The 14102-nt window shown below is 37.8% G+C and carries 7 protein-coding genes and 1 pseudogene; 6 read left to right on the forward strand and 2 right to left on the reverse strand.

Features of this window, described 5'->3' with window-relative positions; all coding sequences use genetic code 11:
- From ABS911_RS11675 to addA, 4 genes and pseudogenes are all read left to right on the forward strand, one after another.
- Window positions 1-162: pseudogene (locus ABS911_RS11675) on the forward strand (peptidase T); the annotation flags it as partial.
- 2 nt (window positions 163-164) lie between these two features.
- Complete coding sequence (locus ABS911_RS11680) at window positions 165-425, forward strand: DUF1294 domain-containing protein (protein ID WP_350467731.1); 261 nt, start codon at window positions 165-167, stop codon at window positions 423-425.
- 351 nt (window positions 426-776) lie between these two features.
- On the forward strand, window positions 777-4397 hold the full coding sequence (locus ABS911_RS11685; protein WP_350467732.1) for a PD-(D/E)XK nuclease family protein: 3621 nt from the start codon (window positions 777-779) through the stop codon (window positions 4395-4397).
- Window positions 4394-8197 (forward strand): helicase-exonuclease AddAB subunit AddA, encoded by a 3804-nt coding sequence (addA, locus tag ABS911_RS11690; RefSeq protein ID WP_350467733.1) that lies wholly within the window; start codon window positions 4394-4396, stop codon window positions 8195-8197. The genes ABS911_RS11685 and addA overlap by 4 nt, the downstream gene beginning before the upstream one ends.
- Before the next feature lie 156 nt (window positions 8198-8353).
- On the opposite strand, the gene ABS911_RS11695 is transcribed toward addA, so the two are convergent.
- Window positions 8354-9211, reverse strand: a complete 858-nt coding sequence (locus ABS911_RS11695) for an endonuclease/exonuclease/phosphatase family protein (protein ID WP_350467734.1) — start codon at window positions 9209-9211, stop codon at window positions 8354-8356.
- A gap of 3 nt (window positions 9212-9214) precedes the next feature.
- A complete protein-coding gene (locus ABS911_RS11700; RefSeq protein WP_350467735.1) occupies window positions 9215-10876 on the reverse strand; it encodes a PTS transporter subunit IIBC in 1662 nt (553 codons plus the stop codon).
- Between the two features lie 295 nt (window positions 10877-11171).
- Between ABS911_RS11700 and mdxK the strand changes: the two genes are divergently transcribed.
- Together mdxK and pgmB are read left to right on the forward strand one after the other, a co-directional pair.
- Window positions 11172-13457: a maltose phosphorylase MdxK gene (mdxK, locus tag ABS911_RS11705; RefSeq protein ID WP_350467736.1), complete on the forward strand. Its 2286-nt coding sequence runs from the start codon at window positions 11172-11174 to the stop codon at window positions 13455-13457.
- Window positions 13458-13479: 22 nt separating this feature from the next.
- The coding region (gene pgmB / locus ABS911_RS11710) for a beta-phosphoglucomutase (protein WP_350467737.1) at window positions 13480-14102 on the forward strand (623 nt) is incomplete at its 3' end.

The following is a 14102-nucleotide window of genomic DNA, read 5'->3' on the forward strand; positions in this document are numbered from 1 at the left end:
GATGGGTCTAAGATTTCATTCATGGGTCTTCCGACACCAAATATTTTTGCCGGTGGAGAAAACTTCCACGGCCGCTATGAATTTGTAGCAGTGGAAAGCATGGAAAAAGCGACTGCTGTAATCGTAGAAATCGCACATTTGAATGTTTTAAAAGGAGTTTAAGAATGATTTTTGTAATGAGTTATCTTCTTATTTGCAACAGCCTTTTGTTTGTGCTGATGTATGTAGATAAACAAAAAGCTGTAAAAAGACAATGGAGAATCCCTGAAAAGACATTGTTACTTTTAGGTCTCATTGGCGGCGGCTTTGGTGGCTTGATAAGTATGAAAGCATTTCGACATAAAACGATGAAACGATCGTTTAAGGCGGTCTATACTCTAGGAGTTGCCTTTGCTGTTTTCTTGTTGGTGTATGTTAACCGTTAATGGATAGTGGGTTGGGACAATTGTCTCAGCCTTTTTTTGTCTAGGAAATTAAACTAGAGGCTCTTCGGTTAGCAAATTCGACGACAAAATGTTTGTTCATGGAAGAGTGGAGCTCAAAATAGGTGTCACTCTTCCATGAAACGACTCTACACGGAAGAGTGACAGACTAACTGAGCGTCACTCTTCCGTCAAAAGTGGTTTCACGAACAAGTGAAGAAAAAATAACACTCACTCGTCCATGAAAAAGTAAAAAATGAATGTTGGGTTAGGTTAAGTTTCTTCTCTCGTTATTTTTTTGCGTATGTTAAAATGAGAGACAGAGAAGTTGAATGAGAGGATGTGCGAAATACGATGGGATTGCAATTTGTATTAGGCCGTGCGAATCGTGATAAACGTTCGGTACTGTTGGATGAGATAGCAGAAAGTCTGACTAAACAAACAGAAGAGTCTATTTTTTATTTAGTCCCGGACCATATTAAATTCCAGGCTGAAATGACGGTTTTAGAAAAACTTAGTCACTACCCTTATTTTGAAAAGAAGCCGATTATGGGCATGATGCATTTACAAGTATTTAGTTTTACGCGATTAGCGTGGTACTGGTTAAAGGATACAGATATTTACGCTAAGCCACAATTAACCACAACAGGATTATCGATGCTGATCCGTAAATTATTGATCGAACATGAAGAAGAGTTGACCATCTACCGTGGTGAAGTCCGCAAAGATGGATTTGTTCAGCAAATGACAGATCTATTTTTAGAATTACGCAGCGGGCGGATCGCACAAGCAGATTTGGATCATATGATGTTTAGTTTAGGTACTTCACCTAAAGAAGCGGATTTTAAATTAAAATTACAAGATTTATCCTTAATTTATCAAGCTTTTGATGCAGCTTTATTAAATAAATATATCGAATCTGAAGATATCGTGTCAGCGCTGATCCAAAAAGTAGAAGAGTTGGATTTGTCACAAAGCACGTTTTACATTGAAAGTTACTATCAATTTACTGCTCAAGAACAAGCACTTATTTTGGCGCTAATGAAAGCTGCTAAAAAAGTGACTATCGCGCTGACTTCAGATAAAGCATATGCCGTAGAAAAACCGGAAATGCATAACTTGTTTCAGATATCCGGCGCAACCTATTATAAATTGTATCAACTGGCACGCCAAAATAATGTTCCGGTTTACAAAGACAAACTGATCCAAGAGATAGATGAGGCTTATTGTGGAGAATTAAATCAATTGGAAGAATTTTGGGTAGAGACTAGTCAACTGACTCCAACAAACAATGAGCGCTTAGACGACCTTGACGCAATGGGCAACTGCATCGAGATATGGGCTGCAGAGAATAAACAAGCAGAGATTACACATGTGGCCAAAGAAATTCGTAAATTGGTTGCCACCGGTGATTATCGTTATAAGGATATCTTAGTTTTGACTCGTAATATGGATGATTATTTAGCCATTATAGAGCCGTTATTTAGCAGTCACGCTATTGAGTTATTCGTTGATAGTGCAGAATTGATGAATCAGCATCCGCTTATTGAAGTGATAGATGCTTTAGTCAGTATTTATAAACGCAATTGGCGGTATGCAGATGTGATGCGACTTCTTAGAACGGAGTTAGTGATTCCCAAAAGAGAAGGGGAAGAAGCTCTTTCAAAAGAACGCGCACAACGGGTGAATCAGCATGTGCAACGTGCACGACAGTTTAGAGAACGAGTGGATGTAACGGAAAATGTGTTATTGTCTTATGGTTATGAGGGGTACCAATGGACCAAATCAGAACCTTGGCACTACACTCGCTACTTTTATGAAGATGCTGAGTTTCAATCGGACAATGACCAGCGGATTGAACAGATTGCCAATTCCATTAAAACGGATCTGGCAGGACTGTTGGTTCCTTTCTTCAACCGATTAGAAAAAGCGCAAACCAGTAAAGATGCTGCAAAAGAACTGTATGTATTTATGGAAACCATTGGAGTTAAAGATCAAATAGGCTTTTGGAGAGATCAAGCGATTGAAGACAATGACCTTGAAGAAGCTCGCAAACACGAACAAACATGGCAAACTTTTTTGCAGCTTTTAGATGAATATGTAGAAGTGTTGGGAGATGAACCGTTCAACTTGGATAGTTTCTATGCGATTTTAATGACTGGATTTGATAATGCAACTTATAGCATGGTTCCACCAAGTATTGATCAAGTAACTTTTTCAGGTATTGAAGGAACACGTATCGGAACAGCAAAAGTCACCTTTATGCTGGGAGTAACCGATGCCCACTTGCCGGCTAAAACAGAAAATAAAAGTATTTTAACGGAAGAAGACCGTGATTTCTTTTCACAATTCTTAGATGATACAAAATATTTAAAACCAACTGTTGAAGCAGTTATGGCTTCTGAACCATTTATTGCTTACCAAGCCTTTTTAGATTCTTCTGAGAAATTGATTTTTAGCTACCCGACCAGCGATGAAACAAAGAATGGTCCGAAATTATCGCCTTATGTTGACAGGATAGCAAAAGCGTTTCACCTTCCGATCCAAGCTAAATTGATGGATGTTACATCACTAGAAAATCCATCCGATAAAGAATTATTGGATTTTGTTGGAACGAAAAAAACAACGATCAGTCAGCTGTTGATGATTTTGCGCAAAGAGCAAGACCAAAAAGGCCAATTAAGTTTATTTTGGCAAAATCTATATACTTTCTTTAAACGAGATAAACAAGTGGCTCGTGACTTTAACCATTTACTTGTTAGTTTGGTTAAAAAAAACCTACCAGTACCCTTGAAAAGTACCATTGCAACAGATTTGTATGGCAAAGATCTGTATTTATCTGTTTCTCGTTTAGAAGCTTTTTATGCAGACCATTATGGCCATTTCTTGACGTATGGTTTGAAATTACAAGAACGAGATATTTTTGAGCTGTCTCCAGCCGGTACGGGAGAATTCTTCCATGATGCGTTGGATCACTTGTTTAAACAGATCATCCAAAAGAATCTCAGCTTTGATCAATTAACGGAAGACATGCTGGAACAACTGACATCAGAAGTGTTGACAGAACTTTATGGGAAACCAAAATTCTCCATTTTAAATGCATCAAATCGTATGAAGTATATTCGTGACCAATTAGGACAAACGATTAAAAAAATGGTTTGGGTCATCGGCAATCAAAGTAGACGGACAAATATGAAAAATGTTCAAACAGAAGTTTTATTCGGCCAAGTTGCGAATCAAACCGGAATTGAAGGATTATCTTTTCCACTTAACAATGGTGGAACCCTACATTTACGTGGGAAAATCGATCGAGTGGATGCTATGAACTTAGGTGATGACTATTACCTAAGTGTAGTGGATTACAAATCCAGCGCGCATAAATTCAATTACCAAGATGCTTATTATGGATTAGCCATGCAAATGATCACGTACTTGGATACGGCTCTTCAAAATGCTGTTGGATTGATTGGACACGAAGCGAAACCTGCAGGCGCATTTTATTTGCATGTATCCAATCCGTTTATGAAAAAAGGAACATTTTTAGATGAAGATGCGTATATCAACGAGTTGTTAAAATCCTATAAAATGGATGGATTGTTGCTTGAAGATGAAGACATGCTCTTGTCATTAGATCCAACGATCGAACCGACAAAAGCTTCACTTGTATATCCTTTTAATCAATTGAAAAGTGAAGCTTTAAAATCGAACAAATTTGTTACGCTAGATGAAATGACTGCGTTACGCCAACACAATCAAAAATTGATTGTTGATGCCGGCAATAAAATTGTCGAAGGAGTAAATACATTAAATCCTTTTTATGAGAAACGGCAATTTATTCCTACCGTTAATGGACCATTACGTGCAGTTTCACAATTTGATGCGATGCTGCCTGAAAACAATTATCGCCGGATGGAATCGTTAAAAAGAGAAGACATTCTTAAAAAAATGCAAGAAGAGGAGGAAGATGAAGAATGATGAACCCACTTCCACTAAAACCCGAAAACAGTCATTTTACCGATGGACAATGGCAGGCTATCTATGAAGAAGGCCATAATATACTTGTATCTGCTTCGGCGGGTTCAGGTAAAACAACGGTTCTTGTCCAACGTGTGATTGAAAAAATAAAATCCGGTACCAATGTTGATGAGATGTTGATCGTGACTTATACAGAAGCAGCCGCGAAAGAAATGAAGGCTCGGATCCAAGTTGCGATCCAAGAAGCAGTCACATCTGAAAGCGACATGGAGTTAAAAAGACACCTTACTCGACAGGTAACCTTGATCCACCAAGCGTCAATCAGTACATTGCATGCTTTTTGTCTTCAAGTCATCCGTCGTTATTATTATTTGATCAATTTAGATCCCATTTTTAGACTATTGACGGATGAAACAGAGATCCTTTTACTTAAAGAAATTGTCTGGGAAGAAGTAAGAGAAGAGTTATACGGAGAAGAAGATACCCTTTTTAAAGATTTGACAGCTTCGTACTCCAACGACCGTAGCGATGCGGGTCTAACGGACTTGATTTTCTCATTGTATGAATTTTCAAGAGCCAACCCTAGACCTGCTGTGTGGTTAGAACAATTATCCTATTTATACCAAGTAGAAGAGAATGATTTAACGACTGGAGTTTTATTTAAAGAACTGTTAAAACCACAGATTTTATCGGTATTAGACAGTTTGGTCGAGCTTTCTCAAGTTGCTACTCAACTAGGTGAAGGTACTGAAGAGCTAAAAAACCAAACTGATTTGGTTCGCAGTGAATGGATCGCGTTGCAAGAAATTCAAACGTATATCAACGAACACAATTATCAAGCAGCGTATAATTGTTGTAAAAACTTTGAATTTGCTCGATGGAAGGCAATTAAAAAAGGGACCGATGAAGCAATAAAAGAAACAGCTGAGGAAATGAAAGGGTTACGAGATCAGTATAAAGCTCGTTTTAAAGAACTAAATAATGATTATTTTTCTGCCTCCCCTCAAGAACAAATCGACTTAATGTTAAGTGCAGCTCCCTTGGTTGAAGAAATGGCACGAGTGACCCAACTTTTCACTGAGGCTTTTCGCCAGCGCAAGGATGAGCGGAACCTATTAGATTTTAATGATTTAGAACATTTGACTCTCCAAATTCTGGCTCAGATCAAAGATGAAGAATGGGTTCCAACTGAAGCATCAATGCATTACCGAGACAAATTTAAAGAAGTAATGGTTGATGAATACCAAGACATCAATCAACTCCAAGAAAATATTTTGCGTTGGTTAGCACATGACCAATCAGATCAAGGAAACTTGTTCATGGTAGGGGACGTTAAACAATCTATTTATTCGTTTCGTTTAGCTGATCCAGGATTATTTTTAAAAAAATATGAACAGTATGAGCATCACCAATCAGGTGAACGGATTATACTAGCTGAAAACTTCCGTTCAAGGGGTGAAGTACTACAATTCACTAATTTAGTCTTTGAACAATTAATGGATAAAGCAGTCGGACAAATGGATTACGATGAGGCGGCTCGACTCGTGCAAGGCTTTACGGGTTTTCCAGAATTGCAAAAACACCAACCAGAACTGTTGATCTATGAAAAAGGCACCAATGACACCGATGACGAGGAAGAAGAAACGGAATCGGTTAATTGGGATATGCGGATTGAAGATAAAACGGAAGGTGAGCTATTGATGGTCGGTCAAAAAATCCAAGAGTTGATCCAAACGCAATTTCCGATTTATGATAAACGGGCTAAAACAACGCGGCCAATCAATTATCGAGACATTGTTTTGTTGACCCCGACTAAAAAGAATAACTTGGTGTTAATGGAAATGTTCAAACGATTGGCTATTCCACTTCAAGTAAACGACACTCAGAATTACTTTCAAACAACTGAGATCACAATCATGATGTCTTTACTGAAAGTTATTGACAATCCTTATCAAGATATCCCGTTGGCCGCAGTGTTGCGTTCGCCACTTGTAGGATTAGATGAGAATGAATTAGCCTCAATTAGGATTAGCCAAAAAACGGGAGATTACTTTGACGCCTTAAAAACATTCTATCAATCTTACCCAGGCATAGAAAAAGCTAGTCGTTTTATATCGCATTTATATGGAAAAATCGAAGTATTTTTAACACGCTTGAATAAATGGCGTGAAATTGCTCGACGAGACCATTTAGTTGCGTTAATATGGACGATTTATGACGATACAGGTTTTTTAGACTATGTTGGAGGAATGAGTTCGGGTAAACAACGCAAAGCTAATTTGCATGCTTTATATGAACGTGCAGCCAGTTATGAAAAAACAAGTTTTAAAGGGTTGTTTCAATTTGTGCGATTTATTGAAAAAATGCAAGAAAAAGACAAAGATCTGGCAGAGCCTACAGCAATATCTGAAGATGAAAATGCTGTTCGAGTGATGACGATCCATGCAAGTAAAGGATTAGAGTTCCCAGTTGTCTTTGTATTAGATCTAACGAAAAAATTTAATTTGCAAGACATCAAAAAAAGTTATATTTTTAACGAACAATACGGTGTGGGTACTGACTTTAAAGATTTAGATCGTCGCATTCGATACCCGTCTTTACCGGAAATCGCTTTAAAAGTGGAGAAAAAAACGAAATTGTTATCTGAAGAAATGCGAAAATTGTATGTAGCTCTGACACGTGCAGAAGAAAAGTTATTTTTAGTGGGTTCGTATAAAGATGAAGCGGCAGCATGGAAAGAATGGGGTGTCGTTAGTTCCCATAATCCAACCGTTTTGCCAGCCGATATTCGGTTTACCGCGAGTAGTTTAATGAAGTGGATCGGGTTATCCCTTGTTCGTCATCCTTCAAGTCAAAATGAGGAGATCTCTGTTAGTGCCAGAAATGGAGCCATTACCAATCACACTGCCCATTTTAGTATCCATTTTTATGATGAAAGTGCGATTCAAGAACAATTGATTTCAAAAGACACTGGCACGGATGAAAACTGGTTAGAGAAGTTGGATCAGCTGCAAGAAAAAATCTCTGAGACTGAACCTAAGCAACGCACTGTTCAAAAAGCGTTAGAATTGATGAATTACATTTACGAGCATGAAGGGGCTTCTCATACAACAAGTTACCAATCGGTTTCAGAGATCAAACGGCTATTTGAAGAGCCGGACAGCGATCAAATGGTTAAAATCGATATCAATCAACCGAGAAATCGAAACCGGTATGTTGAAGAAACATTAGATCGACCACTGTTTATGGCTGAATTGACTGCTCCTTCAAATGCAGAAATAGGAACGGCAACGCATTCCGTAATGCAAGCTATTGATTTAAGCACGGCTCCTACCAAAGAAACACTTGAAACTCTGATTGTCTCGTTGATCAAAAATGGCGTCTTAAAAGAAGACGTGGCTTCAAAAGTCAATGTTGAACAAGTAGTGGAGTTTTTTGCAACACCGCTAGGGAAAATGATCATTGATTTTTCAAAAGATGTTCATCGTGAAGAACCATTCTCACTCTTATTGGAAGCTGAAAAACTGTTTACAGATATGAATGGCGACGCTGAAGATAAAATATTGATTCACGGAATTATTGACGGCTATATCGAGTTAGAGGATCACATTGTTTTATTTGACTACAAAACTGATAGAGTTAGTCATTATGGATCACAATCAGGTGAAAAAATGTTAGAGAAGTATAAAGGTCAAATGAATTTATACCGATCTGCATTAGAATCTATTTTAGATAAAAGAGTTACTGAAACGTATCTATGTTTATTGGATACGGGAGAAATCGTATCCGTTCCATCATAAAAAAGATTCGCTAATGCATTCTTTTTTGTTCAGAAAATTATCCAAATAAAATAAGTTACTTCTACACAAAAAAAATTAAAAAAATGACTCAAAATCGAGGAGTACTCGAATATTGAGTCATTTTTTTTATAGCTATTTAAGGCTGGAAATTTAGTCTTAAGTTTCGCAATAAGAATCCTTATGGAAACTTTTTTTAGTCTGTGACGCTATTTCGACGACAACGCCAAAATGATCAGAAACGATTGGTTCATTGATGTTATTAAAAATCACTTGAGAAGAAGTTGTTTTTACCGGTTGATTGGCAAAAATATAATCGATCCTTAACCCGCTTTGATTTTCTGCCCATCCATCGATAGCTTCTGCAACTGTAAAACCGTTGTCTTTTTGTTCTGCCAAATGATAGGTATCGAACCACTTTTGTGTGACTAGTTCATAACCTTCGTGTCTGATATGAGCTGGATTATTAAAATCACCCAGTAAAAAAATTGGTCCTTTTAAAGTATCGAAAAGTGCCGTACATTTTTCCCATTGACCTGGAAAAGGATCATGCCCATCTTGCCACCAACCCAAATGTAAGTTAAAGAACCACTGACCTGCTGATTTGATTCCAATAACTTTCCGACTTTTATAGTCATCATAAGCCTTGTTTTTTGAGGCAAAGAAAGAGCGAACTTCTTGGATCGGTTTCAAACTTAAAATGGCCAGACCTTCATCAAAATGGTCATAACCCATATGAGAAGGTTCCCACGTCCAATAGTACTTTAAACCTTTTTCTTGAAGTTTTTTTTGCAATAAGAAAGCAAAGTTATCTTCTTTGATAGGGTGTTCGTTGTTGGTAGAAGAAAAATCAGCCAATAACGCTTGGTGTATTATAGGAGCTGTTATCAACTGATTGACTTCTTGCAATGCGATCACGTCAAATGAATGACGGATAATCGCATTGCATAAGTCTTCCAGTTTTTTTAAAGGGTCATTTTCCATCCAACTGTGTGTGTTTAACGTTAAAAATTTCAAAGATTACACTCCTAATACATCAATGATATCTGATTTTAAGACATCAGCTTTTGGTCCGTAAATAGCTTGGATACCAGTTCCTTTTTTTACTAATCCTAAAGCGCCCAATTTTTTCCAATCGGATTCGTCTTTAACTGCATCAGGATCTTTAACCGTTACACGCAAACGTGTCATACAAGCATCAACTTCAGTGATATTGTCTTTTCCACCTAAAGCTTCAATGATTCCAGTGATTTGTACATCTTCAGAACCTGTTGTCACAGCACTAGATCCTTCAGTTGCAGAACCTGATTCAGTAGTACTTTCTTCGATGTAGTTACCTAAACGACCGGGAGTAGCGATTTTAAATTTGCCAATCATCCAGTAAGAAACAAAGTAAGCCAAGAAGAAGAATATTACACATGATATCACAAAGTTAACGACATCCCAGACTAATCCGGCATTGATAGACATCGGAATACGTGTCAAGAATTCAAGGGTACCGAACGAGTGAACACGTAAGGCAATAATATCTGCCAGAGCAAATGAAACCCCTTGAAGAATAGCATACATTCCATATAAAGCAGGAGCAGCAAACATAAACATAAATTCAAGAGGTTCAGTAACACCTGTTAAGAAAACAGCTAGACCAGCAGATAGAAACATTGATTTGTATTTTGAACGTTTGTCTTTATCAGTACGACGATACATCGCAAAGGCAATCCCCAGTAATGTACCAGCTGCACCGATCATCTGTCCAACTTTGAAACGAGCAGGAGTAATAGCAGTCAATAATTCATTGTAAGCAGCAGTATCGCCAGCGTTTTTCAAGTTCACTAAGTCGCTGACCCAAGCTAACCACAATGGATCTTGTCCGAATACTTGTCCACCAGCACCAGAGCCTGTTAAGACAGTATAAGTACCACCAAGAGCAGTATAGTTTATTGGAATCGTCAACATATGGTGTAAACCAAATGGAAGCAATAGACGTTCTAATGTTCCGTAAATAAATGGTGCGAATACGGGTGCAGTTTCGCTAGAAGTTGCGATCCATTGCCCAAAGTTGTTGATTCCTGTTTGAATGACCGGCCATACAAGAGCCAATCCTACTGAAATAATTACAGACCATAAAATAACTACGAAAGGTACAAAACGCTTTCCATTAAAGAAAGAAAGGGCTTCCGGTAATTTGCGGTAGTTATAATACTTGTTGAAAATAACCGCTCCCACAAATCCAGAAATAATTCCGACGAACACACCCATATTCAAAGCAGGTGCGCCTAGAACAGAAGTGAAGTAACCATTTACTGGAATCACTTGTCCGAATAACGTACTTGTTGTAGCGCCTTCAGTTAGTAACATATCAGAAGTTACTCCGAAGATAGCACCTGAAGTCATATTGATTAAAATAAATGCTAAAATAGCAGCAAAAGCTCCACCGGCACGTTCTTTAGCCCATGAACCTCCAATAGCTACTGCAAACAAAATATGTAGGTTATTAATAATAGCCCAACCTAAATTTTCCATAACGCTACCAATGGTTAAGACAAGAGAGATATCTCCACTGAACATGGCAATCATTTTTCCAATACTAATCATCAACCCGGCAGCAGGCATAACAGCCACAACGACCATTAACGCTTTACCTAGTTTCTGCCAAAAATCAAATGAAAAAAGTTTTTTCATTTTTAAATCCTCCTTATGAATCTAAATTCGTTTATGCAAACGATTGCTTTAAATATACGACTCACTTTAAAAAAATGCAAGCGTTTTTAGTGTTCGAAAAATTGTTATCGGTAACATTTTTTTGAAAGTCCTTTATATCAAGCTTTTTTTTACTATTGATCTCTTGGAGACAGAGAAATAAACCATTTCAAATTGACAATGCAATCGTTTGCGTTTAAACTTGCGTTAGCCAATAAAGAAAGCAGGAATTGCACTAAGATATTTTTACGCAATCCCTGCGTCAGGAGGAAAAAAAGTGTCACATACACGATTATTTGAAATAGATGAATGGAAAGTTAAAACAACTGATTTGAACAAAGAGGAGCGCCGATTACAAGAAAGTTTAACCAGTATTGGAAATGGTTATATGGGGATGCGTGGTAACTTTGAAGAAACTTATTCAGGAGATCACCATCAAGGTAGTTATATTGGAGGCGTTTGGTATCCAGACAAAACACGTGTCGGTTGGTGGAAAAACGGTTATCCAGAATATTTTGGTAAAGTAATCAACACGATGAACTTTATTCAATTAGATCTATTGATCGATGGAGAAAAAGTTGATTTGTATACAGATAAAGTATCTGATTTTGAAATGGAATTGGACATGCAGCACGGAATCTTGAGAAGAAGTTACATTGTAGAAAAAGTCGGTAAAGAAGTGCAAGTTGTTGTAGAGCGATTTGTCAGCTTGGATCAAAAAGAACTGTGTGCCATCAAAATGGAAGTTACTAGTCTATCAGATGAAGTGAAAGTAGAATTGATCCCGACTCTTGATGGGAATGTGACTAATGAAGATTCAAATTATGATGAACAATTCTGGCTTTCAGTTTCTCAAGGAACGAATTGTTTAGTGATTGAAACAAAACCAAATGATTTTGGGATTGATCAATTTACAGTAAGCGCTGTTATGTCGAACCACGTTACAAACGTTGAGAAAATATCTGATAAAGTGTCTGAGATGACAGTTGCGGAAACATATGCTGGAATCTTAGCAGCTGGAGAAAAAGCAGTCATTGAAAAACGTATCGTATTAACGACTTCACGTGATTACAGCAAAACAGATGTGGAGAAGCGAAGCCAGACAATCAGTGAACTAGTTGATCAATTATCATTTGAAGAGTTGCGTATGCGCCATGAATCTCTTTGGTTGAAACGGTGGAAAAAGGCGGATATTGAAATTGGCGGCGATCCTGCAGCTCAACAAGGTATCCGTTTCAACTTATTCCAATTGTTCTCTACTTATTATGGCGAGGATACTCGTTTGAACATTGGACCTAAAGGCTTTACGGGTGAAAAATATGGTGGAGCAACCTATTGGGATACCGAAGCTTATGCTGTACCGTTGTACTTAGCTTTAGCGGACCCAAAAGTAACAGAAAACCTATTGACGTATCGTCACAATCAATTGCCTCAAGCAGAACACAATGCAAGACAGCAAGGTTTGAAAGGTGCTTTGTATCCAATGGTAACTTTCACAGGAGTAGAATGCCACAATGAATGGGAAATCACTTTTGAAGAGATCCACCGGAATGGTGCGATGGCTTATGCCATTTACAACTATACAAACTACACAGGCGACGAAAGCTACCTAAAAGAAAAAGGATTGGATGTTCTAGTGGGCATCAGCCGTTTCTGGGCAGACCGCGTACATTACAACCGCAGAAAAGACCAATATATGATGCATGGTGTGACCGGTCCGAATGAATACGAAAATAATGTCAATAACAACTGGTATACAAATAAGTTAGCAGTTTGGACATTGAAGTATACTTTAGAATCTTTGCTGTTGTCAGCAGATAAAAAAGAGTGTTTACAAGTAACAGATCAAGAGACCACAAAATGGCAAGAAATCATTGAGAAAATGTACTATCCTTATGATGAAGAAGAGCAAGTTTTTGTTCAACACGATACATTCTTAGATAAAGAATTGCGTCCAGTTTCTGAATTGGATCCAGCTGATCTGCCATTGAACCAAAAATGGTCATGGGATAAAATTCTACGTTCGCCATTTATCAAACAAGCAGATGTTTTGCAAGGAATCTACTTCTTTAAAGAAATGTATACTGTGGAAGAGATCGAGCGCAACTTTGATTTTTACGAACCGATGACGGTACATGAATCTAGTTTGTCTCCAAGTATTCATGCGATTTTAGCAGCTGATATCGGTAAAATGGACAAAGCAGTAGAGTTTTATGCTCGCACGGCTCGTTTAGATTTGGACAACTACAATAATGACACAGAAGATGGATTGCACATCACATCTATGACAGGCAGTTGGTTGACGATTGTTCAAGGATTTGCCGGTATGCAGACCGTTAACGGACAGTTATCGTTTAGACCTTATTTGCCAGAAAACTGGACAAATTATGCTTTCCATATCAACTACCGCGGACGTTTACTGAAGATCTCTGTAACAAGTGAAGAAGTATCGATCGTGTTGCTTGAAGGCGAAGCATTGGAATTATCTGTTTATGATGAATCAATCGTATTGAACGATGTTTATACTTCTACAACTAAAACACCCAAAAAAGCTACTAACTAACAAACAGAGAGGAAGATAAAGTATGAAAGCAGTACTATTTGATTTAGACGGTGTTATCACAGATACAGCTGTTTACCACTATGAAGCATGGAAAGCATTAGGAACTAAGATTGGTATCGACATCGACGAAGAGTTTAATGAACAATTAAAAGGTGTTAGCCGGACAGACTCATTAAACCTTATCTTAGAAAAAGGGAACAAACAAAATGCTTATGCAGAAGCAGAAAAAACAGCTATAGCTACTGAAAAAAATGATCTGTACAAAACATTGATTGAAAAAATGTCTCCAGCAGATCTGTTACCCGGGATCAAAAACTTGCTAGACGAACTAAAAGCAAAGGATATCTTGATCGGTTTAGCTTCTGCTAGTCAAAACGGACCTGTGATCTTAGATAAATTACAAATTACCGACTACTTTAATGAAATTGTTGATCCCGCAAAATTAAAAGCGGGCAAACCAGATCCTGAAATTTTCGTTACTGGTGCTCAACAACTAGGTGTTGATGTTAGCGAATGTGTGGGCGTAGAAGATGCGGCTGCTGGTGTGGATTCTATTAATGCTGCCAATATGGTTTCCATTGGTGTTGGTGAAGCTAAGAATCTAGGCAAAGCTACAAAAGTTGTACCAAGTACTGCTGATTTGAC

It is taken from the genome of Carnobacterium sp., assembly GCF_040274425.1.